The organism is Streptomyces sp. NPDC052701 (assembly GCF_040678355.1).
GTDB lineage: Bacteria > Actinomycetota > Actinomycetes > Streptomycetales > Streptomycetaceae > Streptomyces.
The window spans coordinates 51,581-77,725 of record NZ_JBFATO010000017.1; the positions used below are offsets into that span (position 1 = coordinate 51,581).

Here is a 26,145-nt window from a genome sequence, read left to right on the forward strand (position 1 = left end):
CACCGGATCATCCGCGGGACGGACCGGGTCCCGCAACCGCTTGGCCGAGATCTCGCCGTCCGTCGTCCGGGGCACCCGGCGAGGCGGCCTCGCAGCCGCAAGGTCGACACCGCCGGTGCCGGAACCGCAGCCAGCACGCCCGCACCGTCACGGACGTCGCGACGGGAGGCACCGCCCGCGGTGCGTGATGAAGTCCGCCTGTGCCTCTTCGCCGCTCGGTGGCCGGGCGCCGCGCTGCCGGTACGCCTCACCCGGGGCGCCGGTGGTGGCGCCGGTACCAGAGCGCGCCGACCGCGACGGATGCCGTGACCAGGGCGATGCCGAGGACCGGCCGGCGGCTGCCGGCGATGCGCAGGCCCGTCAGGAAGGTCACGGCGGTCAGGCCGAGTGGCACCAGGAGGGGCCGGCCGACCGGCCAGGGCGCGGTCGGTGACAGTGTGCCGCGGAATCCTGCCGGACGGACCGCGGCCGTCGCTCAGCTTCTGCGGGATCCGCCCCTGCAGGCAGGTGCTTCCTGCGGGCAGGTGCGCTGCGAACACCTCGCGGACGGTGGACCGCGGCGCGGGAAGTTCTCCCCGGCACCGCGCCGGGCCGCGTTCTCGGTCCTGCCTGGCGATGGCCAGTGCCCCACAGCCGGTGTCCATGCCGCGTGGGCCTGGGTAATCCTGCTCCGGGGGGGCGGAGGGCGATGTCGAAGGCCTGCCGGCCCATGGGGAAGGCGCCGGCGTTCTCGGCTGTCCCGCGGTCCTCGTCCGTTGCCGCCGAGGGCGAGCCGATCGGCGCACCGGAGAGTTTCGGAGCGATCGTCGACCAGGCGCAGGCGAACTCCTCGGTTCTCACCGGGCTCACCCTCCACCAGGTCCTCGACGCCCTCCAGGACGTCCTGAGGTGCTGGACCGGCATCTGCACCACCTGCCACCAGCCCCTGCCCAGCAGGCCACACACGACATCAAGACCGAGACAGACCTGACGGAGTCCTGCAAGCGGCTGAATCGCAGGTGTGCGCACGTCACGATCCTTATCGTCTGCATCGCGGCGATCAGTTGAGCAAGAATGCCGTGAGCAACGCAGTCCCACGACCACCACCACGACAAGGAGTGCGCCATGTCTGACACGCACTTACCCGGTTCCTCCGCACCGAGTACCGATGGCCGACCTGAACTGAAGCGGGTGATGGGCCCGGGTCTGCTGCTGCTGTTCATCATCGGCGACATACTCGGGACCGGCATCTACGCGTTGACCGGACAGGTCGCGGGGGAGGTCGGAGGCGCGGCATGGCTGCCGTTCGTCATCGCGTTCGCCGTCGCACTGGTCACCGCCTGCTCCTACCTGGAGTTGGTCACCAAGTACCCGCAGGCTGCTGGTGCCGCCCTGTACGTGCACAAGGCGTTCGGTAAGCACTTCCTGACCTTCCTGGTGTGCTTCACCGTGATGTGCTCCGGCATCACCTCGGCGTCAGCGGCCTCCCGGGCCTTCGCGGCGAATCTGGTGACGGGCTTCGGGATCGACGCGGGGAACGGCCTCATCCTGCTGATCGCCCTCGGTTTCATGTGCCTGGTGATGCTGGTCAACCTCCGCGGTGTCGCCGAGAGTCTCAGGATCAACGTGCTGCTGACCGCGGTGGAGCTTTCCGGTTTGCTCCTCGTCGTCCTGATCAGCGGCTATTTCATCGCGGGCGGAAACGCGGACTTCTCCCGTGCCGTCGCCTTCGAAACCGGCTCCGACAAGGGCGTGTTCCTGGCGGTGAGCACCGCGACGTCGCTGGCCTTCTTCGCGATGGTCGGCTTCGAGGACTCAGTCAACATGGCGGAAGAGACAAGGGACCCGGCGCGTGTCTTTCCCCGCGTGATGTTCACTGGCCTGGGCATCACCGGACTGATCTACGTCCTGGTGTCCGTCTGCGCTGTGGCTGTAGTCCCTGTCGGCCGACTCGCCTCCAGTGAGACTCCGTTGGCCACAGTGGTGCAGACGGCCGCGCCCGACTTCCCCATCACTGACTTGCTACCGTTCATCTCCATGTTCGCGGTGGCCAACTCCGCGCTGATCAACATGCTGATGGCCAGCCGTCTGCTGTACGGCATGAGCAAGCAGGGGGTGCTGCCGCCTTCCCTGTCCAAGGTGCATGCTGTACGGCGCACTCCACATGTGGCGATCCTGTTCACCACTGCCATCGCCTTCGGCCTCATCGTCTTTGTCTCGCTCAAACCCGACAGCCCGGTCGTGGCCTTGCTGGGCGGGACGACGTCGCTGCTTCTGCTCACGGTGTTCGCGGGCGTCAACCTCTCGGTCCTCGTGCTGCGCCGGGACAGGGTCGACACGCAGCACTTCAAGGCAGGCCGTGTGCTGCCCGTGGTAGGTACGATCACTTGTCTCTACCTGGTCGTGCCCTGGTCCTCCGGACGCCCCGCCGACCAGTACCGCATCGCAGGGATCCTGCTGCTGATCGGCGTGATCCTGTGGGCGATCACCTGGCTTACTCGGCGCGGCACACTCGTCTCCGACGTCGACCGGCCGGACCAGACAGCACCTCATTGAGTGCCGCTGTCTCCACCAAGCGGTTCAAAGCCCCGCGCTGCAGCACTGCGGACTGCCGGCTCGAGCCGGCCTGGTCATTGGGAGTGCGTCCCCGGCGTATGACCGAACGCCCGGCGGAACACATCGATGAAGGCGCTGGTGGAGGACCACCCGCACTGGTTCGCGACCTTGGTCACCGGCGTCTGCTCGGCCAGCAGAACCAGTGCGTGGTGGAGCCGAAGCTGGGTGCGCCACTGAGGGAACGTCATGCCGAGGTCCTTGTTGAACAGCCGGGAGAGCGTGCGATCGCTCGCTCCGACCTCCCGCCCCAGCTCGGCGAGTGTGCGGCTGTCCGACGGGTCGGCCCTCAGGAGGTCACATACCCTCCGCAGCACGGCATTGCTCGGTGTGGGCAGGTGCATGGGTTGCTGCACCGAAATCCGCAACTGGTCGAGCAGCACCGCATACAGCCGCATCCGCTCCGGGCTGCCGTCGTCCTCCGTGCGGGTATAGGCGATGATCAACTCCCGTAGCAGAGGACTTACGGAGAGCACGGTAGGCGCATCCAGACGCAGCGGGTTCTCCCGCGCGGGGAGCCCTACGAGGTGCAGCTCGAGATCGCCGTGTGCCTGGTGGGCATGGACGGTATTGGCGGGAACCCAGATGGCGCGAGTTGCCGGAGCGACCCAGGAACCGGCGCTCGTGGTCACGGACAGCACGCCCCGGCCCGCATAGACGATCTGGTGGTCGTCGTGCCGGTGCGCTTCGATCTCCGCTCCGGACGCCAGTCGCTGTGTGCGGGTAGGGGCTACGGGCGTGTGGCGGATTTTCGTCATCGTCTGGCAGTTTATCGGAAGCGCGACACAACGGGCACCGCTCACGATAATGAGGTGCGAAGAAAATTCTCGATCACGCTCTTATCCCTCGGGCACGGCTGCGTTGACGTCTACCAGGGTGCTGTCGCCTCTCTCGTGCCCTTCTTCGTTGCCGAGCGCGCATACAGCTATGCCGCCGTCTCAGGCATCGTGCTCGCTGCCTCGTTGCTGTCATCGGTGGCTCAACCAGTTTTCGGCGTATTGACCGACCGCCGGGCGATGCCCTGGCTGCTGCCGGTCAGCACCCTGCTCGCAGGGGTGGGCATCGCGCTGAGCGGGGTGAGCGACTCCTACGCAGTGACGTTGGCGGTCGTCGCGGTCTCCGGAGTCGGTGTCGCCGCGTACCACCCGGAGTCCGCGCGGGTGGCCAGAGTCGCCAGCGACGGCAGCCACAGTGCGATGGGCTGGTTCTCGCTGGGCGGCAACCTCGGCTTCGCGCTGGCCCCGGTCATGGTCGCCGCCGTGGTAGCCGTCGGGGGACTGGGCCTCACTCCGCTGCTCCTGTTGCCAGCCGTGGTCGGTGCCGCGCTCTGTCTTCCCGTGCTGCGCGTGCTGGAAACCCGCCTGTCTGACGCGGCCGCGTCGCCCGTAACGGCGAAGGACGACAAGGCGTCCTTCGTGCGGCTCTCGCTTGCCGTGGTGTGCCGCTCCATCGCCTTCATCGGCCTGAGCACATTCGTCTCCCTGTACGCCACCGAGCGCATGGACGGCAGCAAGGCCGCCGGCACGGCCGCACTGTTCCTCCTGTACCTGGGCGGCGCGGTGGGCAGCGTGTTGGGCGGTGCGCTGGCGAACCGCTGGGACCGGGTTCGGGTCTCGCGCTGGTCGTACCTGCTGACGGCTGGGTCGATCGCCGGTCTGGTCTTCGTCCCGGGACCGGCTCTCTACCTGTTCGTCATCCTGACCTCCGCCGGTCTGTACATCCCGTTCTCGCTCCAGGTCACGCTTGGTCAGGATTACCTGCCCTCTCGGGTCGGCACTGCCAGTGGTATCACCCTCGGTCTCACCGTGAGCATCGGTGGTCTGATCAGCCCGGTCATCGGAACCCTCGCTGACCGGACATCGCTGCAGACCGCTTTGGCCCCACTCATCTTGATGCCCTTCCTCGCCTGGCTCCTGTTCCACACCCTGCCCGAACCCGTCGTGCCGCCCTCCGGCAGCACGGCACCGAAGGGAGAAGACGCCGATGCCGAACACTCTCCCGTCCGGCCCGGTCTCCGCTGAGATATCGCAACCTCCGCTCCAGTCGGGCGCAGGGACCAGTGGTACGGCGGTCCCGCCGGCCGCGGAAAGGTGTCCGCTACAGGCCTGGGGCTGCACGTCCTCCACCGGCACGCCGACTTGGCGCCTCTTGTCCGCCCACTCGACGTCGAATGGTGAGGTCGAGTACTGCAAGTGCAGCTGCAACGCCATCGTGATGCTGTGCCGCGGCGAGGTAGCTGCACTCACCGCCCTTCCGCATGCCGAGCCCGACTCACGTGACGGCAGCGAGTGAGCGACATGAAGGGCATGAGAATCATCTGTCACGGCGGCCCACCCGCTCGGACACTTGAGCAAAGACATTGCAAATGGCATCGCCCGGGCATCTCAATATGCGAGAGATGCGGCCGCTGACCTTTCGGTCGATTTGACGAAAAACAATCGTAGATGGCTCCGGACAATGCATGGCGGGTACGGAGCCATCGCTTTCGCATGCCGTCACGATGACACCTCGCGCACCTCTTCTGGCCAGTTCGGAACAGACAGGAAAAAGCCAAGCGGCTTGATCTCCATCTGGTTACGGCGGAGTTACGCTACGTATGTTGGCGTAGCAGTCCCCATGCATATGCACGACGACTGCTGAACGCTCGACCACGAGGAGGGGACGGTATGCGCGTCAGCATGTGTGCGGCAGGTCAGATGTACGGTGCCGCAGTCGGACCCATGGAGACCCGAAAGCAGGCCCGAGCGAGAATCGGACTGCTGGGTCCGATGCGCCTTCATGCCGAGGATGCCGAGAAACAGGTAAGCGTGGCACCCAAAATACGGACGGTCCTCGCAATGCTCGGCATGCACCCGGATCAGGTGGTGCCCGTCTCCACGTTGACCCGCGAGCTGTGGCCCGAGCAGCCACCCGTCACCGCCCTGCGGACCCTGCAGACGTACATCTTCAACATCCGCAAGGCGCTCGCCGGCATCACCGAACTCACGGCCGAGGATGTCGCGGACCAACTGCTGGTCACCCAGGACAACGGCTACCGCCTGCACAGCTCCGACCTGCGCCTGGACTGGCTGGACTTCATGCAGCTGGCCGACCAGGGGCGCCATGCTCTCGCCGACGGCGACAGTCACACCGGCATTCAGGAACTCGAGCAGGCGCTGGGCATGTGGCGCGGCAGCGTCCTCACGGACGTGCCCGCCGGAGCCGTGCTGGAGGCGCGCAGGCTCATGCTGGAGGAGTCCCGGCTGGACACGATCGAGGCACTGATCGACGCTCGCATCGAGGCCGGCCTGCACCAGCAGGTGATCGCCGAACTCGCCTCACTGACGAGTGAGCATCCTTACCATGAGGGACTGCACGCTCAGTACATGCGCGCTTTAGCCCTCAATGGGCGCCGTGCTGCTGCCCTCGAGGTGTTCGTCCGCCTGCGTACCCGGCTCATAGACGAGATTGGAATTGAACCGGGTTACCCGTTGCAGCAACTGCAGACCACGATACTGAACTCGCACAAGAGCGCATACACGGATCTCGCGCTCGGTACGACCGGAAACCCCAACGAAGTAAGAGGCCATCGTCAGCTGTGAGGCCTGCCTCTCCCAGAAGCCGCTGCCGATGCGGCTACGCCCGTAATGACCGCCGAGGCCGGGGCCGGTCGTGTTTCGGCGTACGAGTCGGGCAGGGCAGGTGTAAGCACCCCCGTCCGATAAGTGTTCCCTACGGCCACAGACGTGACAGAGCAACCGGTCAGGGCTAGCCGGCGCATTGGCTGGAACCAGCAGCCGGACACCGTGACGTAGCAAACTCACGCTCCTACGGCCTTCGTACTGGTCGACCGCTTCCCCTCCATCGGAGCACAGGACCAGACGGAGGCCGTGTTCACATTCCGGCAACCCCCGCACCAAGTGCCACCTGGCTCTTGAGCGTTTCTCGTCATGACTCTCGACACACCGGTGTCAGTGTGAGGTCAGAGGCAGGGCACCGCGCCTACCCGCCCCGCATCCTCGCGGCCGCGGCGAGTACGTGCCCAGTCTCTGCCGACCGAGCCCTGCCTGTTCGACGGGATGCACATGGCTGACTGGAGGACACGTCCCACCGGCCCAACGCCGGATCTCCCGGGCCCGGCCGGCACCCGCGGTTCCCCCCCCCCACCCGTAAACCCGTGGCCCCGGACCTCGCGCTCACGACACCGAGCCGGTCCGCGAGGGGCCGTTGCCACTACCTTGCGCCATCCGCTTCGTCGGTTCCCCACCCCCTCGGCACGGCCCGCCACCGGACCGCGCCGATGAACGGAAGTGAAGACTGTTCATGACCGTCATCTCCGCAGCGCACGAACTCATCGACGGCGATGTGTACATCGACCTGCGCACCAGCCTGGGGCTTCCGCTGCATCTCAAGTGTGAGGGTTTCAACTTCGCAGGCTCCATCAAGATTCAGCCCGCCGTCCGGATGGTAGAGGCAGCCCAGCGCGACGGGCTGATCGGGCCGGACTCGGTTCTTGTCGAGTCCTCCTCCGGGAATCTCGGTGTGGCGCTCGCCGTGATCGCGGCTTCCAAGGGGATGAAGTTCATCTGCGTCACCGACCCGAACTGCAACCCGGCCACCATGGCGCTGATACGAGCTTTCGGGGCCGAGGTCGTCGTCGTGGACGAACCCGATGCCTCCGGTAGCTACCTCGCTGCCCGCAAGGCGTACGTTCGCAGCAACTGCGCACGCAACCCGCATCACGTCTGGCTCAACCAGTACGAAAACCCGGCCAACTGGATAGCCCACTACGAGAACACCGCAACCCTCCTCGCCAAGGACTTCCCCGATCTCGACACCCTCTTCATCGGAACAGGCACCGGGGGAACCTTGATGGGCTGCGCCCGCTACTTCCGTGAGCACCGGCCGGAGATCCGCATCATCGCAGTCGACAGCGTGGGCTCTGTGAGCTTCGCCGGCGCCCCCGGGCCGCGGCACATCCCGGGGCTCGGCGCCAGTGCGCCTATGCCGTTGATCGACTCCGATCTCGTGGATGAGGTCATCCGCATCCACGAGGTGGACACCATCCACACCTGCCGCAGGCTCGCCGCCCGCGGACTTCTCCTCGGGGGTTCCTCCGGAACGGTGATCACTGCCGCCGCGCAGTGGTTCTCGCACCACGGGGGCGCCACGCGCACAGCTGTGGCCATAGCGCCCGACCTGGGAGAGCGCTACATCAACACCATCTACAACGACACATGGGTCGGCCGTTACTACGGCCAGGACGGCCTGGACAAGATCCTGGAGACATCGTGAGCGAGCAGACCAAAGCCCCCCAGTTCTGCGTGGTTCCGGGAAGCACCGTGCACGAGGTGCTCGACGGACGGCAGACGGAGGTCATCGACCTCGTCGAGGCCACCTACCGCCTGCACGGGGAGGGCCACACGGTCAACCCTCCGTCGTACTTCCTCAGGTTCCCCGACCGGCCCACAGCCCGCATCATCGCCCTGCCCGCGTCGGTGGGTGGCGGCCAGCCGGTCGACGGCATCAAGTGGATCTCCAGCTTCCCTTCCAACCTCGACTACGGCATCCCTCGCGCATCCGCGGTCCTGATCCTCAATGACCCCACCACCGGCTATCCATACGCCTGTTTGGAGAGCTCGATCATCAGTGCTGTGCGGACGGCCGCCTCCGCCGCCGTGGCAGCCCGTGCCCTCGGTGAGAACCGGCCCGCGCCCGGGCGCGTCGGCTACCTCGGAACCGGACTCATCGCGCGGCATGTGCATTCTTACCTGGCCGCACTGGACCGGACCCCGCGCGAGTACGCCGTCCACGACCTGTCCACCGAGTACGCGCACGCATTCGCCGACCACCTGCGCACCACCAAGGACGGCGCGTCGGTCCATGTGCTGGACTCCGCGGAGGAACTGGTCCGCTCCAGCGACGTCATCGTCTGCGCGACCACCGCAGCAACACCACACCTGCTCGATCCGTCCTGGTTCGCCCACCACCCGCTGGTGCTGCATGTGTCGCTGCGCGACCTGGGCACGGACGTCATCCTGGACAGCTTCAACGTGGTGGATGACATCGAGCACGTCCTCAAGGCGGCCACGTCGGTCCACCTCGCCGAACAGCGCACCGGCGGACGGGATTTCCTGGACGGCACTCTGTATGACGTACTCACCGGGGCGCTGAAGGCACCGGCCGACCGCACGGTGGTCTTCTCGCCGTTCGGGCTCGGCGTTCTGGATCTGACGGTCGGGCAACATGTGCACACACGCGCCCAGGAAGGCGGCCGGTTGAGGCCGGTCGACGGGTTCTTCCACGACCTCGACCGGCACAGCGCCCCGGGTTCGGAAGGGGGCCAGCGATGACTTCCCTCCCCACGCACACGACCTCAACCCCGGTGCGGGCACAACTTCCCCTGATGCCCGACAGCGTTGACCGAGCGCGAAAGCTCGCCCTGCGCCATACCCGTGCGCTCGATACCGGGACCGCCCTGCTGGACCATGTCATCGGTCACTCCGAACGCGACCCCGACCGCCCGGCCGTTGTCGACGGCGATCGAACCGTGAGCTACCAAGAGTTACTGGGCCGCGTCGCGGCGACGCGGGACGCGCTGAGCACCGCAGGGGTGCGACCCGGTGACGTCGTGGCCACAGTCGGAAGCCGCAGCGTCCACACCCCGGTCGTCTTCCTCGCGCTGGAAGCCCTGGGCGCCTCGTATCTGCCGCTCGACCAGAACTGGCCCGAAGTTCGTGTCCGTGACGTACTCGGTCGCAGCCGGGCCAGGCTACTGGTGGACTACAGCGGCGGCACCGCGCACGCGGCGCGGGCGGCCGCCGTGACCGGGAAGACCGACATTTTGCTCCTGCCGGAGTCAAACGCCCAGGCCGCCACACTGCCGAGCCGCAGTGGCGACCGCTCCCACGAAGTCCGATACACGATCTTCACCTCCGGCACCACCGGCCGGCCCAAGGGGGCCGTGGTCGAGCACCAGGGCATGCTCAACCATCTGTGGGCCAAGGCGACCGATCTGGACCTGGGCCCGGACGACGCGGTCGCGTTCACCGCTCCGCTGGTCTTCGACATCTCCGTCTGGCAGATGCTGTGCCCACTGCTGGTCGGCGGACGGCTGGTAGTGGTGGGCGACGATGCCATGCGTCTGCCCCGCTGGCTCATCGACGTCCTTGATACTGCGGCCGTCACCGTCGTGGAACTCGTCCCCACCGTCATCGGCTGGCTCGCGGACCATCTGAGCCGCGTCGGCGGCGAGAGGGGACTGCCCTCACTGCGGTGGCTGCTGTCCACCGGGGAGGAGCTGTATCCGGCGGTCGCCGAACGTGCTCTGGGAGTCCTGCCTCACGTGTCCATAGTCAACGCATACGGTCCCACGGAGTGCTCGGATGACGTGACCCACCATGTCGTGACGGCCGCTGACCTGACCGGTGTTCGACTGCCCGTTGGCATCCCTGTCGCCAACACCGCGCTGTACGTACTGGTCGAGGAGACCGAGAGCGGCCGGTGGCGGGCGGCGGAACCGGGCGAAAGCGGTGAGTTGTTCGTTGGCGGCACGGGTGTGGGCCTGGGCTATCTCAACGACCCCGACGCCACGAATCGAGCCTTCTTCCGCGACCCCTTCGACGCCACTTCCGCTACCGGCCGCTTGTACCGGACAGGCGACCTGGCCCGCGTCGACAACGGCGTCGTGTACTACCTCGGCCGCAGTGACCGCCAGGTGAAGGTGTCCGGAGTCCGGATGGAATTGGGTGAGATCGAGGTGGTACTCAGCCGGCACCCGGCCGTGGACCAGTGCGCGGTCGTCGTCTCCGGCGAGGGCGAGCACGGTGAACTGGTCGCCCACTACAGCGTACGCACCCCGGTTTCCGCGACCGTACTGCAAGAGGCGCTGAACGCGCAGCTGCCGGCCGCGATGGTGCCCAGGCGCTGGCGGGAGTGGGACGCGTTGCCCCTGACCCACAACGGAAAGATCGACCACCGGTCGCTGCACACGTCCGCCGTCCACCGGAATGAGGCATCGTGACGACTACTTCGGCCAAGGTCACACCACCGCAGACGTCCGCGTCGGCCCAGGAGGGGGCAGCGACGAGTCTCGCCGAGCGTGTCGCCTCCGTTGCACGGGTGGCCGAGGAGCACCTGGAGGCCACCGATCGCGACGCCGTCTTCCCCGAGCAGGCCCTCGCGCAGATGCGCCGCACCGGACTGCTGGGGCTGCTCGTACCCGCCGAACACGGAGGCTGTTCGGGCACCCTCACCGATCTGGTGGACGCCAGCATGGCTCTCGGCCGTGTCGATATGTCCGTCGGGATGATTTTCGCGATGCATTGCCAGCAGTCCGAGGCGATCGTCCGGTACGCCGCCTCACCACTGCGTGAAGAACTGCTCGCCCAACTCGCCGCCGGCGACTTGTACCTGGCCTCGGTGACCACCGAACCAGGCAAGGGCGGTCATCTGTTCCGCTCGTACGCGCCCTTGCAGGAGAGCGACGGCACCCTGATGATCGACCGGGTCGCGCCGATCGTGACGGGCGGCGCCGCGGCGGATGGATTCCTCATCACCATGCGCAGCCCGCACGCGACCGCCGACCACCACGTCTCCCTCGTCTACGCCCACCGGCATCAGCTGCGGATCGAGGGCACCGGCGAGTGGTGCCCGATGGGGATGCGCGCCAGCCACAGCCTGCCCCTGACGCTCACCGGATCCATCCCCGCACACCAGGTGATCGGTCAACACGGCGCCTTCCACCAGATCGCACAGTCCGTGTTCGGACCACTGGCCCACATCGGCTGGTCAGCGGTATGGCTGGGCACCGCGGCCGGGGCCCTGTCCCGAGTGGTGCGCTTGCTACGCGACCCGGCCGGCCGCAAACGCTTCGACCTGAGCTCGCAACTGCTGATGACCCGGCTCTCCCGGGTGAGGCAGCGCCTCGACACGGTCCACGCCCTGCTCCGCCGTACTGAGACTTTGGTGGCGAGCAACGTCGACCTGTCCGACGCGAGCAGTCAGCTCCAACTGAACAGTCTGAAGATCACCGCCTCCGAGGAGTGCTACCGGGCCGTCGACGAGTTGGTGGACGCCGTAGGTCTGCGCCACGGATATCTGCAGGATTCGCCGACACGGCTGGAAAAGAGCCTGCGGGACCTGCGGTCGGCCGCGCTCAACTACAGCAACGACCGGCTGCACCTCGCTGACGGGCAGCTGTGCCTGCTCGACCCGGACGTCCGCTTCGTCTGACCCTGGTAGGCCGCCACCGGCCCACTACGGCGCACACATCACCCCACGGTTCACGCAATTCCGTCACGGAATAACAGCCGGACCGTTTCACGGATATACGCGCGCTTCTTTGCCGACCCTATTCCCGGTAATGGTCCAGGAAAAGGGGAAGGTGTTGCGGCGCGCGAATGCCACTGCTAGGGTCAAAGTGCGAAAAAGCCAGCACGACTGGAGCTGCTCATCTCCTGGCAATCGTGCGGATGAATTCTCCAAATTCCCGCACTGCGACCTCCCCAGCACCTTCGCCACTGAGGGATATTCATGCCTGAGAACGACCAGAAAACCTCGACCGAAAACTGGAACACCGCACTGCGCTACATTGCGGGCCGCAAAGCCGCCGAGGAATCCCTCGGATTCCTCGCCCACATCAGTGCAACCGTGCAGCAGACCCCTCAGCTCAAGGAGGTCGTGCCGGCGGTCGCCAAGGCCTGTGTCCCGTTCTTCGCCTCCGCCATCTCCCTGGGGGCCCTGGCCACCCACTCCCAGCTCGTCGTCCAGTCGCCGACCGGTTACTCCACGGCACTGGAGGGGGTGCGGAACCTCCTCTCCGAGAACGACACCGAAAAGATCGTGATCAGCGCACACGAAGGCCTGGTGAAGCAGACCGACCCGGGGCACCTGACGCGGCTGCACCAGTGGCAGGCGGAGTCGGCTGTGGCCCTGCCCATGACCTACCGGGGAGTGCACGGGGGCCATCTGATCGCGCTGCGCGGCGAGGGGCACCGGCGTGGCCCGATCAGTCCCTCCGACCTGGCGCTCATCTCAGAGGTCGCCGACCGGGTCGCGGCGTTCAACGCCTTCGTCACACAACTGGCCGGCTCGGAGATTCTGTGATGGCGGCCACCTGGCGGGACGTACGCGCCTGGATCCTTCGCCGCAACCCCGAACTCACCGAGGACGACGTGAATCCGGAAACCGACATCATCGAGTCACGGATCATCAGTTCACTGCAATTCGTGGAACTTGTCCTGCACATCGAAGAGTTGCGCGGCGAAATGATGGAGTTCACAGCCGTCGACCTCGACTCCTTCCGCACCCTCAAGGACATCGAAAAAAACTTCCTCTCCGTATAGGTGAGAACAGTCGTGCCGCGATGCGAGGAGGTGGCATAGTGGAACGGGCCGTCATGATACAAGGCAGCCTTCAAGGAACGACCGATGCCGTGCTGTTTCTTCCGCCCGCCGGAAGTGTCGAGTCGCCCTACCTCTCCGTCGGAGAGTACCTGCCGGAAACCTTGCCCGCCCTCCACTGCGAAATGCCCGGGCGCGGCCGACTGGCCGGCCAGGAGGAACCCGGATCCGTGACGGCCGCCGTCGATCGCTGGCTGGACGACATCACCGCACTGCTGCCGCACGGACGGCGACTGCACCTCTTCGGACACAGCCTCGGCGCGCTGTCCGCCTACGAACTGGTCATCCGGCTCGAGGCCCACCCCCGGTACGCCGTTCGCAGCTTGTCCGTCTCCGGCGCCCGGGAGCCCGGCCACACCTCGCGCACCGCCGTGGCCGCAGCGTTCACGGCACTGCAGCACACCACCGGCCAGGACGACGGCCCAGGCGGTACATGGCTGGCACGGGACGTGCGGATGCGCCGGGAACACCGTGTCACCCACCGGTCGGTCCGCGCACCGATCGCGCTGTTCAGCGGCGCGGACGATCCCTTCGCCCGGCCCGCCGACATGGCCCCATGGGCCTCCTTCACCACCGGCCCGCTCCTCGGGACGTTCACCTTTCCCGGCGGACACGACTACTACCTCTCCAACCGGGCTGCCGTCGCCGGAGTCCTTACCGACCTGGTGGACGGCCGCCGCGGCCCCCTACCTGCCTCACCACCCACATGAAGGAGTCGAACATGACAGCCGAGCACCCCAGCGCACCCACCATCGAGCAGCTGATCGACGTGGTCGGTAACAGCTCCGTCGGCATCACGATCACCGACCGAACCGGTGCCGTCCTGCTGCACAACAAGGCGCAGTCCGTCCTCATGCACGGAGAGGCCGACCACCTCGGCGGCCGGATCCGGGCCGCGGGCAACGACGCGCTCCCGCAGCTGCTGGCAGACCTGGACAAGAACGGCCGCATCGAGAACGCCCGAGTCACCTACCTCAGCGCCGACGGCACGCAGGAGCGCGCCTCCGCAGTGAACGCCGTAGTCGCCGGCGCAGGTGACAACGCCAGGATCCACTGGGTCAGCCGACCGGAACTCGGCCAGCGGCTGCCGGTCCCCAGCACCAGCGACGTGGACCCCACCTCCGACGCCGCCGCCTGGATCCGCGCGGTCGACGAACGGAGCAACCCGGTCCTGGCCCCGACCAAGGAACACGAGTCGGTGCTGCGCGAGTTCTACGAGGTCGCGCCGGTGGCCATCCACCTGATCGGCGTCAACGGCCAGGTCATGCACGCCAACCCGGCCGACGTCGCCTTGGTCGAGTACAGCGGACAGCCGACGGAGTACGTCGGCCAGCACATCCGCAAGATCTACGAAGACCAGGGCCTGCTGGACGACTTCCTCTCCCGGTGGGACGAGGACTCGCCGATCATCAACTTCCGGGCGAACTTCGTCACCCGGGACGGCGCCCCGAAGCCGGTGTTGATCTTCTCCACGGCGCAGGCGGCCGGCGGCAGCGTCTCCAACACGCGCTGCTTCGTCTTCAACGACCCCGAGCCGCAGCGCGCCCGTGACACCGTCAGCGCTTTCGGCTGGCCGTCCTGAACCACGCCGGGAGGGGGCCCGCCCGTACCGGGCCCCCTCCCGGACCGCAGACGACCTCAACCCGCCCCTCCATGGGAGTGACCATGTCCCACGTGCTGGTGATCTCGGGGAGCCCTTCCCCGATCTCCCGGACCGAACTCGTCGGTGACTACGTAGCACGGCGGCTGGCCGAGGACGAATGGCACGCCGGGCATCTGAAAGTACGCGACCTCCCGGCGGAACCGCTACTCAGGGCAGACATCGCAGACCCACAGATCGCCGAGGCCCTGAATCAGGTCGCCCTGGCCGACGGCATCGTCCTGGCCACGCCGACCTACAAGGCGAGCTTTTCCGGACTGCTGAAAATGTTCCTGGATCTGCTTCCCCAGCACGGCTTCACACACAAGGTCGTCCTTCCACTGGCCACCGGCGGCAGCACCGCACACGTGCTGGTACTGGACTACGCACTGCGCCCGGTGGCGCACTCGCTCGGTGCCCGGCACGTCGTACAGAGCTTCTTCCTGCTCGACACGCACCTGACCCGGCTCGACGGCGGCCTGGACATCCGGCCCGAAAGCGCCGACCTGCTGGACGGCGTCATCGAGCAGTTCCGCAAGGCCCTGGTCGCACGCGTCTGACCGCACCGCCCAGCGACATCTGAACCACCGTAGCCCGCGCTCGGACACCGTCGTCCCGCCCCCACCGCAGCCCCAAGTCCGCGCCGAACCAAAAGGCGCGGTCCGGAGTACCCACACCATGGCTGAAAAGAACTCGAAGCGCACATGGCTCACCGGCTGGGACCCCGAGGACGAGGACGCCTGGCACCAGAGCGGTCGTCGCGTGGCCCACCGCAATCTCGCCCTGTCCGTTCTCAGCGAGCACATCGGTTTTTCGGTGTGGACCTTGTGGTCCGTCCTTGTGCTCTTCATGACCCCCGAAACCGGACTGGCGTTCACGCCCGGCGAAAAGTTCCTGCTGGTGGCTACCCCCACGATCGTCGGAGCCTTGCTGAGACTGCCCTACAGCTACGCAGTCACCCGTTTCGGCGGGCGCGACTGGACCGTGTTCGCCACGCTGATCCTGCTCGTCCCCGCCACACTCGTCCTGTACTTCGTGGGACAGCCCGGCACACCGCTGTGGGTGTTCCTGCTCATCGGCGCCCTCGGCGGGGCGGGCGGCGGCACATTCGCCTCGTCCATGACAAACATCACCGCCTTCTTCCCGCAACGACACCAGGGCTGGGCCTTGGGACTCAACGCCGGAGGCGGCAACCTCGGGGTCGCGGCGGTCCAGCTGATCGGCCTCGCGGTGATCCACACCACCGGACGTGACCATCCGGAGTACGTCGCGGCCGTCTACCTGCCGCTCATCATCGTCGTCGCGGTCCTGGCAGCACGGTTGATGGACAACGTGGACGCCGTCCGCACCGCCCCCAAGGTTCAGCGCGAGGCCGCCCGATGCCCGGACACCTGGTGGATCTCCCTGCTCTACATCGGCACGTTCGGTTCATTCATCGGATTCGGCTTCGCCTTCGGACTGGTGCTTCAGTACGAGTTCGGCACTTCACCCGTGCAGGCGATGGGGTACACCTTCCTCGGCCCGCTCCTCGGTTCCCTCTTCCGGCCACTGGGCGGCCGGCTGGCCGACCGGCTGGGCGGAGCGCGTGTGACCCTCTGGAACTTCCTCGGTATGGCCACCGGAACCACGCTGCTCGTCGTCGCCTCCCTCACCAGCTCCTTCGGGCTGTTCGTCGGCGGATTCACCGCGCTCTTCGTCCTCAGCGGCCTGGGCAACGGGTCCACCTACAAGATGATTCCCGGCGTCTTCGCCCGGCGCGCGGAGGTCGCCGTGACCGGCGGCGCCGACGCCACCCAGGCCTTCGCACGGGCCCGCCGGCTGTCCGGCGCGGCCATCTCCATCGCCGGCGCTGTGGGAGCGCTGGGCGGGGCGGCCATCAACGTCGCCTTCACGGTCTCCTACGCGGACGGTTCCGGCTCCGGAACACCCGCCTTCCTGTCCTTCCTCGTCTACTACAGCGTGTGCGTCCTGATCATCCGGTCCGTCTACCTCCGCCAGGAGGCGGCCCAGGACTCGACCGCACAGGACGGGATACGGGAGACCAGCCGTGCCTGACGCCCTCGCCACGATCCAGACACACTGCCCGTACTGTGCTCTGCAATGCGGCACCCGGATCACCGGCCGCAGTGCCGCAGCCGTGACCGTCGAGCCCGCCGACTTCCCGGTCAACCGCGGCCGACTCTGCCAAAAGGGCTGGACCGCGCAAGAAGTCCTCACCGCACCCGACCGACTGACCACTCCCCTCGTGCGGGGCCGTGACGGCAGGCTCCTGACCGCCTCATGGGGCAGCGCTCTGGACACCGTCGCCGATGGCCTGAGCCGCGTCCGAGCCCGGTACGGCCCGGACGCATTGGCCGTCTTCGGCGGGGGCGGCCTGACGAACGAAAAGGCCTACATGCTCGGCAAGTTCGCCCGGCTGGCCTTGAGGACGAGCAATATCGACTACAACGGCCGCTTCTGCATGTCGTCCGCCGCTGCGGCCGGCAACGACGCCTTCGGCGTGGACCGGGGCCTGCCCTTTCCCGTCACCGACCTCGCGCGGGCGCAGACCGTGCTGTTGGCCGGGGCCAACGTCGCCGAAACCATGCCTCCCCTGATGCAACATCTCGACAGAGCCCGGCTGATCGTCGTGGACCCGCGCCACAGCGCCACCGCCCGCCGTGCCACACTGCATCTGCAACCCGCGCCCGGCACCGACCTGGCCCTCGCGCTGGGACTGCTGCACCTGGCCATCACCGACGGACTGGTCGACAAGGCGTACATCGACCAACGCACCCGCGGGTTCGAGACCGTCGCGGCCCGCGCCGCCGCATGGTGGCCCGAGCGTACCGAGGCCGTCACCGGCGTCTCCGCGCACGCCCAGCGCACGGCCGTCCATCTGCTCGCCGAGAGCCGCGACAGCTACATCCTGACCGGCCGCGGTGTCGAGCAACACCGGCAGGGCGCGGCGACAGCGGCGGCATTCATCAACCTCGCGCTGGCCCTCGGCCTGCCGGGCACTCCGGGCGGCGGCTACGGCTGTCTCACCGGCCAGGGCAACGGCCAGGGCGGACGCGAGCACGGACAGAAGACCGACCAACTGCCGGGCTACCGTTCGCTGACCGATCCCGCGGACCGCGCCCACGTTGCCGGTGTCTGGGGGGTGCCGCCCGATCGGCTGCCCGGACCCGGACTGCGGGCGTACGAACTGCTCGACGCACTCGGTGAGGAGCACGGACCTCGCGCGCTGCTCGTCCTGGGCTCCAACCCGGTGGTCTCCGCCCCGCACGCGGCGCGGATCGCGGCGCGCCTCGCCTCACTGAACCTGCTGGTCGTGGCCGACTTCGTCCCCTCCGAGACGGCGCGGGCAGCCGATGTGGTCCTGCCGGTAACCCAGTGGGCGGAGGAGGAGGGCACCCTGACCAATCTGGAGGGCCGGGTCCTGCGCCGGCGTGCCCTGCTCAGTCCACCGCCGCTGGTTCGCAGCGACCTGGAGATCCTGCACGACATCGCCGTACGGCTCGGTGAACCGGCCGAGCACTATCCGACGGAGCCCCGCGAGGTCTTTGAGGAACTGCGCGCCGCTTCCAGGGGTGGACGTGCGGACTACTCAGGCATCACTTACGACCGACTGGACGCGGGCGAGGCTCTGTACTGGCCGTGCCCGGACACCGACACCTCACATCCGGGCTCCCCCCGCCTGTTCCTCGACAAATTCGCCCACCCCGACGGACGTGCGCGTTTCGCCGACGTCGAGCACGACGGACCGGCCGAAGGCACCGACGCGGAGTACCCCGTGCACGCCACCACCGGCCGTATCCTCGCCCACTACCAGTCAGGTGCGCAGACCCGCCGCGTGGCCGAACTCGCCGCAGTCGCCTCCGAAGCATTTGTGGAGGTCCACCCGGACACGGCGGCCCGTCACGGACTGGCCGACGGAGCCCTGGCACGGGTGACCTCGGTCCGAGGCGGCATGACCGCCCGTGTCCGGCTCGATCCCACGCTGCGACCGGACACCGTGTTCGTCCCCTTTCACTTCGGCGGGGACGGCCGAGCCAACCTCTTCACCAACCCTGCTCTGGACCCTCGTAGCGGCATGCCCGAATTCAAGGTCAGCGCTGTCCGGCTCGACCCCCTCCCGGAGTGACGCCGTGAGCCACATCCTTGTCATCGGTCATGGCCCCGCTACTCACCGGCTGCTGAGTGGGTTGCGGCGTCACGGGCACGACGGAACCGTGACCGTGCTGTCCGCGGAGTACCACCCTGTCCAGCACCGTCCGTTGCTGACCACCGTCCTGCAGGGCCGGCTCGATGCCGACATGCTCCGCCCGGAAGCCGACCCCGGCGCCCGTGTGCTGACCGGAGCCGTCGCGACCGCCGTCGACACCGCCCGCCGCGTGGTGCACGCCCGACAAGGGGACACCGTCACCACACACTCCTACGACGTCCTCGTACTCGCCTGCGGCGCCCGTCCGGTGATCCCCCCGCTCCCCGGGGCGAGAGACCGGACCGGGCGGCTCGCGCCGGGTGTCACCACACTGCGCGAGATTACCGACTGTGACCGCATACAGGGCACAGCCGTGACGGTACTCGGAGGCGGACCGCTCGGCGTGGAGACGGCGAGTGCGCTGGCCCTACGGGGCACCGTGACCACCCTGGTCTGCTCCGGACCCCACCCGCTGCACGAACGGCTCGGTAGCGGTGCGGCACTACTGACCGCACGACTGCAAGAGGCCGGCGTCAGCGTCCTCGGCGGGCGCCGGGCCGTACGTCGCGAGCCGGGCCGCCTGCTACTCGACGACGGCACCGAGGCGGCGGCCGACAGTCTGGTGCTGTGCACCGGCGTGGAACCCGAAGTCCGGCTCGCCCGCGCGGCCGGCATCAGGGTGCATCACGGAATCGTCGTGGACGATGCGTTGTGTACCAGTGACAGCCGTGTCTACGCCATCGGGGACTGTGCCGAGCACGCGGGCCGCACCGTGGCAGGCCATGAGTCCGCGCTCGCGCAGGCCGACACCCTCACCGCAGTGCTGACCGGCCGTGAGGTGACACACCGGCCCACTCCCGCTGTTTTGCGCCTGCGCACTCATGCCGTGGACGTGGCGTGCATCGGGCCACCCGCCGCCTTCCAGCACAGCGACATCCGGATCGTCGGCCTGTCCGACCCCGTAGGCCGACGCTATGCGCGGCTGGCGCTGGACGGCGACCGGATCACCGCCGCCGTGCTGCTCGGCCTGTCGGATGCGATCGCCACTGTCAGCCATCTGCACAGGCGCGGCCTGCCCGTCCCCTCCGACCGACTGAGCCTCTTTCTGGGTATCCGGCAGGACTTCCCCCCAGTCGAGGACGCCAATCGGACGGACTCCATGGTGTGCCTGTGCAACCACGTCTCCCAACGACAACTCGCTGGCGCCTGGGAACTCGGCGCTCGGACAGTTCCCGCTCTGGTTCGGGCCACTCGTGCCACCACAGGCTGCGGCAGCTGCACCGAGCGGTTGGAAAGGCTCTGTGCAAGCTGGGCAGATTCCGCCGGACAGGAGCTGGAGCCGACACCATGACAGCCACCCTGGTCGTAATCGGGCACGGGGTGATCGGTCATCGGCTCGTGGACACCCTCCGCGAGCTGGACCGGGATCGCCAGTGGCGCGTGGTTGTGCTAGGCGAGGAACGGGAACCGGCCTACGACCGTGTGCGGCTGTCCACCTACCTCGGAGGCCGCAGCAAGGCAGAACTCAGCCTTGTCACAACCGGGTTCCTGGCGGACCCACGGATCGAAGTGCACTCCGGAACGCCGGCTGTCCATGTCGATCGGCAAGCACGCACGGTACGGACGGCCGACGGCAACGAACTCCCGTACGACGCATTGGTGCTAGCCACCGGTTCACATCCGTTCGTCCCGCCTGTGCCCGGCCGGGAACTCGGCAACTGTTTCGTCCAGCGGACGCTGGAGGACGCTGAGGCGTTGCGTGCCGCGGTTCGACCGGGACGGCCTGCGGTCGTCGTCGGCGGCGGCTTGCTGGGGCTGGAGGCGGCGCAGGGACTGCAGTTGCTGGGAATGCGACCACACCTCGTGGAGGCCGCGCCCCACCTGATGCCGACGCAACTCGACGCGCAAGCCGCACACGTCCTGCAGCACAGGGCCAAGCACCTAGGCCTGCAACTGCACTGCGGCACCACGGTCACGACAGTGAACGCCGGGTCGCACGGCGCGGTGCGGTCCGTCACCCTGAGCGATGGCACCGCGCTCGATACCGACCTGGTCGTCTTTGCCGTCGGGGTACGCCCCCGGGACGACCTGCCGATCGCTCCGGCTCTGCGGCTCGGTGACCATGGCGGGTATCTCACAGACGCCTTCTGCCGGACCTCGGACGACCGCATCTGGGCCGTCGGAGAGTGCGCGGCCGTGCTAGGACGCTGTTATGGCTTGGTCGCACCGGGATACCGGATGGCGCAGAGCGTCGCCCGTCAACTGACAGGCCGTCCCAGCGAGCCGCTCGACACCATGGACACTTCCACCGAGCTGAAACTGCTCGGCGTACACGTGGCGACGTTCGGGAGTACGTCGAATGAGGGCGGCAGTGCCGTTGAGATGACCTTCCAAGAAGGTGTCTCCCGCTACGCCAAGATTTTTCTGCGCCGAGACACGGGAGCCCTGCTCGGTGGAATGCTCGCGGGGGAGACAGGCTCCCGGACCGACCTCGCCGCCCTGGTTGGCCGACCGCCGGCCGCCGACCTGGAGCGCGTGCTGTTCCCCGATCCGTCGCTCTAGCCGATACCTGTGAGGACACCCATGCTCGATGAGTCCGCCCGTGCGGCACAGCTGCTGAAAGCCCGGGCACAGGCCGCCGAACTGTTCACCGAAGTGAGTGCCCGAGGACTGATCACGCCTGGCAAACGGGAGCGCACTGCCAGCGACGAGGTTCGGGACCTGGCGCACGATCTGTTCGGCACTACACGGTATTGGCACAAGCGAATCGTGCGGTGCGGACCTAACACCCTCAGGCCGTACGAGGACAATCCGCCCGATCGAGTGATCGGTGCCGACGACATTGCCTTCGTGGACTTCGGGCCGATCTTCGACCAGTGGGAAGCTGACTTCGGACGTACATATGTGCTTGGCAACGACGCCGCCCGGTTGCGACTCCGCGATGCCCTTCCCGGTCTGTTCGCCGAGGGCAAGCGCCTCTTCGACAGCCGCCCTGGGATGACGGCAGCGCGCCTGTACGCGGAGATCAAGCAGCTCGCCCGGGATTCCGGGTGGGAGCTGGGCGGCTGGCACGCCGGGCACCTGGTGGGGGAGTTCCCGCACGAACGCATCAAGGACGCACTCGTCCAGTCATACATCACACCCGGCAACGACCTGCCGCTACGCCGGCGGGACCGCTCGGGCCGGGTCTGCCACTGGATCTTGGAGATCCACCTGATCGATCGGCGTGGCGGCTTCGGCGGGTTCTACGAAGATCTCCTGGACTTGTGAGGAAAGGTGATGTGCGGCGCTCACGCAGAGGCGGATGCCGGTCCCGTACCCGCCGCGTACTGCAGGACCGCATCAATGGGACTCCTTGCTGAACCGGTGTGCCGACGACCCGCTCATGGCGCGGAGCAGGCCGGATCGAGCAACTCCACCAGGAAGGGAGCAGAGCGGCCGTGAACTTTGACAGTGATTTCCTCCCGGACGAATCGGGACTGACCCATGCGGTGCACACACTGCTGCACGAGCTGCGGAATCCAGGGGTACCGCACGTCGCCCCAGACATAACAGTCGACCTGCCGGATGAACTGCCCCGGGACGGCATCGGCGGCCACGCCGCGCTCAACGCACTGTCGGCCACGGCATTCGAGAAGGCCAGCCGCCTTGACCACCCGGGCTTCTTCGCACACATGGACCCTCCCACGCCGTGGCACGCCTGGGCGGCCGTGATGTGGGCAGCGGCGACCAACCAGAATCTCCTGCACCCGGATACTGCCCCCGCAGCGCGTGCGCTGGAGGATCGGGTGATGCGGTGGATGGCCTCCGCATACGGAATGGACGGAGGCCACTTCGTTCCGGGCTCCACCATTGCCAACCTCACCGCGCTCTGGGCGGCCAGGGAACTGACGGGTGCAACACGAGTGGTCGCCTCCTCGGTTGCGCATCTGAGCGTCGCCAAAGCCGCCCGTATTCTGGGCATGGATTACCTCCAAGTGCCCGTCGACGATCGGCAGAGCCTGCGCGAGGACTTGCTCCCCGACGATCTGTCGCGCAGCGTACTGGTGCTGACCGCTGGGACGGTCGCCACCGGCGCAGTGGACGCGTTGACCGCCGGCCGGAGCGCGGCCTGGCGTCACGTGGACGCTGCATGGGCCGGAGCGCTACGTTTCTCCTCGCGTGCCGAGGTGCTGGAAGGGATGGACCTGGCCGACTCGGTCGGCATCTCGCTGCACAAATGGTTCTTTCAGCCCAAAGGCAGCGCCATGGTGCTCTTCGCCAGAGCCGCTGAAGCACAACGAGCGATCAGTTTCAGCGGGGAGTATCTGGCTGCCCCGAACATCGGGCTGCTGGGTTCCAGAGGAGCCTCGGTTCTTCCCCTCGCTGTCACGCTGCTCGCCTGGGGCACCCGGGGAATCACCGAACGCATCGACGCCTGTCTGACCACTGCGGACTCTCTCGCAGATTTGGTCACAGCCGAATCGCGCCTCACCCTGTGGCGGCCTCCACGCACTGGAGTTGTCAACTGGCGGCCGACTGACCGCAACACCGAAGCAGTGCGTGATCGATTGGACGCTGCCTGGGTCAGCACGGCTGATATTGACGGACAGCGCTGGTTCCGGTCAGTGGCCGCCAATCCGCACGCAGACTCCTGCACAGTGGTGCGGCGCGTGCTGGACGTCTTGTAGTCGCTTAGAGGTCCTGACAAAAGCGTTGGACGCGGCGGTGGGTAATGAGGCAGGTGGCGAGGCCGAGGAAGGCTTCGTGGATGTCGTCGCGTCTCTCCCAGCGGATCCGCAGTCGGCGGAAGCCGTGCAGCCAGGCGATCGTGCGCTCGACCACGTGGCGGAAGATACCCAGGCCAGAGCCGTGTGGCCGGCCTCGTTCGGCGATGACCGGTCGGAAGAACAACTGGTCGATCTCTGGGACCCAGTGGTCGGCGCCCTCCCCGGAGGAGCCGACCACGCAGCCGGCACATGACAACCCTGCACCCGGAGATACAACCGCTACGGCCTCGATGATCGCCCTCTCCGCCTACGCACGGCAGGAGCGCGACGTCGTACGCCGGTGGACTTCGACGGACTTACGCTGATCGCCTTCGAGAGGGCGAGCAAAGAGGTGGCAGAGCAGATCTAGCGCTGCAGGTCAGGAAGGGTGCTCTCCGTGCGAGCGGAGGTGAGCTGGTCCCGCAGGTGGAGTCGGCCTGCGGGTCCGCTCTTCGCATAGGGTCCAAGAATGGCAGCGCACTCCACATGATGCGCGGAAGCCGGCCGAGTCGACGGGCCGCTCGTCCCGTCACCTCATGGCCCAGCCCGCCGACCAGGCCCGCAAGAACTCCATTCCCGCGCATACGGCCTCAGCTCGCCGGGGATGGGATTACGTGGAGAGGGGCCACGTTCCCGAACACGGTTCGAAGGAGCGGTCACCTGCGCGTGGCCTCGCGCCCGTTCCAGCCCATGTCGGCGCTGCGGAAGGCGGCAGCACAGTCGCGCGGCGGCCCTGTCGGTCACCGACGCATGTGCAACAGCCCCCACCGCACCCATAGGCGGCTGCATGCGCCGAGGGAACGGCGGTCGGCCGTGGGAGTCGGTGCCCTGGAACTTTTCTGGACTTCCGGCTGCGTCAACGGGCACGTTCGTGAAAGGGCTGAAAGGCCACTCGCGTGGGCCAATTACCTTCGACCACCTGTTTCCGCAGGTCACCGCGTTCACTGGTCTCTTCTGGGACAACTGACCACGAGCAAGGCCGCCGACGGAGCACCCGCTCGCAGTAATCACCCAGCCTGCCCGCAGCGATGGTGGTTCGCGGTTCGCCGCGGTAGCGACGACGCCTTCCCCTGGGGAGAATCCGGGGGTATCCGCATCGCCGGGGAGCGCGCGGGGAGTGTCGGCCGCGTGAGGCGGCACGCCCGTGAAAGACGCTGAAAGACTTGTCTGCCCAGGTCAGCCACGGGCGCAGCCACACAAGCGCAGGCCCGTGCCCTCATCTGGACCGCTTGACGACAAACTCCCTCACCCGTCGCTGCCCCACTGAGCCGGCCTCGTACACGTGCCGCCCTTCCTTGCGGCAGGCCTCGGGACGTAGTCGGCAGGGCAGCGCCAGGCACACGAGCACATACCTGAGCGTCTGCGCATGTGACCTTCGCTGCCGCAAGGTCGATACTGCCGATAACAGCACTCCCGCCGACCCGCACCCGACCGACCCGCGCATCCGACGAGCCGTCACCGAAGTCAGCGACAAGTCAGCATCAGCGCCGCCGCAACCCGTTTCCGACCGCAGTGGACCGCCAGGATCCACAGCTCGCGATACATCCCTTGACCAGCCGAAACAGAGGTCACAGGCTCACCTGCCGACCTCACCAGGAGGTACTCATGAAGATGCTCATCAACGTCCCGGAGACCGTGGTCGCGGACGCCCTGCGCGGCCTGGCGGCGGCCCACCCGGAGCTGGCCGTGGACGTGGAGAACCGGGTGATCGTACGGCGGGACGCGCCGGTGGCCGGAAAGGTCGGCCTGGTGTCCGGCGGCGGCTCGGGGCACGAGCCGCTGCACGGCGGGTTCGTGGGCCCCGGGATGCTGTCGGCGGCCTGTCCGGGTGAGGTGTTCACGTCGCCGGTGCCCGACCAGATGGTGCGGGCCGCGGCGGCCGTCGACAGCGGGGCCGGGGTGCTGTTCGTCGTGAAGAACTACACCGGGGACGTGCTCAACTTCGACATGGCCGCCGAACTGGCCGAGGACGAGGGCATCCAGATAGCCCGGGTGCTGGTCGACGACGACGTGGCGGTGACCGACAGCCTCTACACGGCCGGACGCCGCGGCACCGGCGCCACCCTGTTCGTGGAGAAGATCGCGGGCGCCGCGGCGGAGGCGGGCCTGCCGCTGGAGCAGGTGGAGTCCATCGCCCGCCGGGTCAACGAGAACTCCCGCAGCTTCGGTGTCGCGCTGAGCGCCTGCACCACGCCCGCCAAGGGCACCCCCACCTTCGACCTGCCGAGCGGCGAGCTGGAGCTGGGCATCGGCATCCACGGCGAGCCCGGCCGGGAGCGGCGGCCGATGATGACCTCGGGTGAGATCGCCGAGGCCGCCGTCGACGCGATCCTGGCGGACTTCACCCCGCGCAATCCCGTCCTGGTGCTGGTCAACGGCATGGGCGGGACCCCTCTGCTGGAGCTGTACGGCTTCAACGCCGAGGTGCAGCGGGTCCTGGGCGAGCGCGGTGTCCCCGTCGCCCGCATACTCGTCGGCAACTACGTCACCTCCCTCGACATGGCGGGTGCCTCGGTCACCCTGTGCCAGGTCGACGAGGAGTTGCTGCGGCTGTGGGACGCGCCGGTGAAGACGCCGGGGCTGCGCTGGGGCATGTGA

At 67.6% G+C, this 26,145-nt stretch carries 22 protein-coding genes and 1 pseudogene; 20 read left to right on the forward strand and 3 right to left on the reverse strand.

Annotated elements, in window-relative coordinates; all coding sequences use genetic code 11:
• Positions 1-247 precede the first annotated feature (247 nt).
• Positions 248-373, reverse strand: coding sequence for a hypothetical protein (locus AB0L29_RS20465; RefSeq protein ID WP_365829060.1), 126 nt, complete (start codon positions 371-373; stop codon positions 248-250).
• A 336-nt stretch (positions 374-709) separates the two neighbouring features.
• Here AB0L29_RS20465 and AB0L29_RS20470 point away from each other — a divergent pair, with 336 nt between their 5' ends.
• Both AB0L29_RS20470 and AB0L29_RS20475 read left to right on the forward strand, forming a co-directional pair.
• Positions 710-970, forward strand: a complete 261-nt coding sequence (locus AB0L29_RS20470) for a hypothetical protein (protein ID WP_365829062.1) — start codon at positions 710-712, stop codon at positions 968-970.
• Positions 971-1,104: 134 nt separating this feature from the next.
• On the forward strand, positions 1,105-2,535 hold the full coding sequence (locus tag AB0L29_RS20475; protein ID WP_365829063.1) for an APC family permease: 1,431 nt from the start codon (positions 1,105-1,107) through the stop codon (positions 2,533-2,535).
• A 74-nt stretch (positions 2,536-2,609) separates the two neighbouring features.
• Here AB0L29_RS20475 and AB0L29_RS20480 read toward each other — a convergent pair whose 3' ends face one another.
• Positions 2,610-3,350 (reverse strand): helix-turn-helix transcriptional regulator, encoded by a 741-nt coding sequence (locus AB0L29_RS20480; protein ID WP_365829065.1) that lies wholly within the window; start codon positions 3,348-3,350, stop codon positions 2,610-2,612.
• A 54-nt stretch (positions 3,351-3,404) separates the two neighbouring features.
• Here AB0L29_RS20480 and AB0L29_RS20485 point away from each other — a divergent pair, with 54 nt between their 5' ends.
• The 17 genes from AB0L29_RS20485 to AB0L29_RS20565 all read left to right on the forward strand — a co-directional run bounded on the left by AB0L29_RS20485 (position 3,405) and on the right by AB0L29_RS20565 (position 23,469).
• Entirely contained in the window at positions 3,405-4,613 is a 1,209-nt protein-coding gene (locus tag AB0L29_RS20485; protein ID WP_365829067.1) for an MFS transporter, read from the forward strand.
• 645 nt (positions 4,614-5,258) lie between these two features.
• Positions 5,259-6,173: an AfsR/SARP family transcriptional regulator gene (locus tag AB0L29_RS20490; RefSeq protein WP_365829069.1), complete on the forward strand. Its 915-nt coding sequence runs from the start codon at positions 5,259-5,261 to the stop codon at positions 6,171-6,173.
• 721 nt (positions 6,174-6,894) lie between these two features.
• Positions 6,895-7,866 carry a 2,3-diaminopropionate biosynthesis protein SbnA gene (gene sbnA / locus AB0L29_RS20495; RefSeq protein ID WP_365829071.1) on the forward strand — a complete coding sequence of 324 codons (972 nt, stop codon included), beginning with the start codon at positions 6,895-6,897 and terminating at the stop codon, positions 7,864-7,866.
• Complete coding sequence (gene sbnB / locus AB0L29_RS20500; protein ID WP_365829073.1) at positions 7,863-8,924, forward strand: 2,3-diaminopropionate biosynthesis protein SbnB; 1,062 nt, start codon at positions 7,863-7,865, stop codon at positions 8,922-8,924. The genes sbnA and sbnB overlap by 4 nt, the downstream gene beginning before the upstream one ends.
• Before the next feature lie 53 nt (positions 8,925-8,977).
• Positions 8,978-10,594, forward strand: a complete 1,617-nt coding sequence (locus AB0L29_RS20505) for an amino acid adenylation domain-containing protein (RefSeq protein WP_365829075.1) — start codon at positions 8,978-8,980, stop codon at positions 10,592-10,594.
• Positions 10,591-11,805, forward strand: a complete 1,215-nt coding sequence (locus AB0L29_RS20510) for an acyl-CoA dehydrogenase family protein (RefSeq protein WP_365829077.1) — start codon at positions 10,591-10,593, stop codon at positions 11,803-11,805. The genes AB0L29_RS20505 and AB0L29_RS20510 overlap by 4 nt, the downstream gene beginning before the upstream one ends.
• A gap of 300 nt (positions 11,806-12,105) precedes the next feature.
• Complete coding sequence (locus tag AB0L29_RS20515) at positions 12,106-12,678, forward strand: hypothetical protein (protein WP_365829079.1); 573 nt, start codon at positions 12,106-12,108, stop codon at positions 12,676-12,678.
• Positions 12,678-12,917: an acyl carrier protein gene (locus tag AB0L29_RS20520; protein ID WP_365829081.1), complete on the forward strand. Its 240-nt coding sequence runs from the start codon at positions 12,678-12,680 to the stop codon at positions 12,915-12,917. The genes AB0L29_RS20515 and AB0L29_RS20520 overlap by 1 nt, the downstream gene beginning before the upstream one ends.
• Positions 12,918-12,955: 38 nt before the next feature.
• Positions 12,956-13,684, forward strand: coding sequence for a thioesterase domain-containing protein (locus AB0L29_RS20525; RefSeq protein ID WP_365829083.1), 729 nt, complete (start codon positions 12,956-12,958; stop codon positions 13,682-13,684).
• Between the two features lie 11 nt (positions 13,685-13,695).
• Positions 13,696-14,556 (forward strand): PAS domain-containing protein, encoded by an 861-nt coding sequence (locus AB0L29_RS20530; protein ID WP_365829086.1) that lies wholly within the window; start codon positions 13,696-13,698, stop codon positions 14,554-14,556.
• 83 nt (positions 14,557-14,639) lie between these two features.
• Positions 14,640-15,173, forward strand: a complete 534-nt coding sequence (gene ssuE, locus AB0L29_RS20535) for an NADPH-dependent FMN reductase (RefSeq protein WP_365829088.1) — start codon at positions 14,640-14,642, stop codon at positions 15,171-15,173.
• Positions 15,174-15,291: 118 nt separating this feature from the next.
• On the forward strand, positions 15,292-16,668 hold the full coding sequence (locus tag AB0L29_RS20540) for a nitrate/nitrite transporter (protein WP_365829090.1): 1,377 nt from the start codon (positions 15,292-15,294) through the stop codon (positions 16,666-16,668).
• Positions 16,661-18,739 carry a molybdopterin oxidoreductase family protein gene (locus AB0L29_RS20545; protein WP_365829092.1) on the forward strand — a complete coding sequence of 693 codons (2,079 nt, stop codon included), beginning with the start codon at positions 16,661-16,663 and terminating at the stop codon, positions 18,737-18,739. The genes AB0L29_RS20540 and AB0L29_RS20545 overlap by 8 nt, the downstream gene beginning before the upstream one ends.
• A gap of 4 nt (positions 18,740-18,743) precedes the next feature.
• Positions 18,744-20,150 (forward strand): FAD-dependent oxidoreductase, encoded by a 1,407-nt coding sequence (locus AB0L29_RS20550; protein ID WP_365829094.1) that lies wholly within the window; start codon positions 18,744-18,746, stop codon positions 20,148-20,150.
• Entirely contained in the window at positions 20,147-21,361 is a 1,215-nt protein-coding gene (locus AB0L29_RS20555) for an FAD-dependent oxidoreductase (protein WP_365829096.1), read from the forward strand. Before AB0L29_RS20550 ends, AB0L29_RS20555 begins: the two co-directional genes overlap by 4 nt.
• A 21-nt stretch (positions 21,362-21,382) precedes the next feature.
• On the forward strand, positions 21,383-22,069 hold the full coding sequence (locus tag AB0L29_RS20560; RefSeq protein WP_365829098.1) for a M24 family metallopeptidase: 687 nt from the start codon (positions 21,383-21,385) through the stop codon (positions 22,067-22,069).
• Positions 22,070-22,239: 170 nt separating this feature from the next.
• Positions 22,240-23,469: a pyridoxal-dependent decarboxylase gene (locus AB0L29_RS20565; protein WP_365829100.1), complete on the forward strand. Its 1,230-nt coding sequence runs from the start codon at positions 22,240-22,242 to the stop codon at positions 23,467-23,469.
• A 4-nt stretch (positions 23,470-23,473) separates the two neighbouring features.
• Here the strand turns inward: AB0L29_RS20565 and AB0L29_RS20570 are convergent.
• Positions 23,474-23,683, reverse strand: a pseudogene (locus tag AB0L29_RS20570) (transposase); the annotation flags it as partial.
• Positions 23,684-25,152: 1,469 nt separating this feature from the next.
• On the opposite strand from AB0L29_RS20570, the gene dhaK reads away from it, so the two are divergent.
• Positions 25,153-26,145 carry a dihydroxyacetone kinase subunit DhaK gene (dhaK, locus tag AB0L29_RS20575; RefSeq protein WP_365829102.1) on the forward strand — a complete coding sequence of 331 codons (993 nt, stop codon included), beginning with the start codon at positions 25,153-25,155 and terminating at the stop codon, positions 26,143-26,145.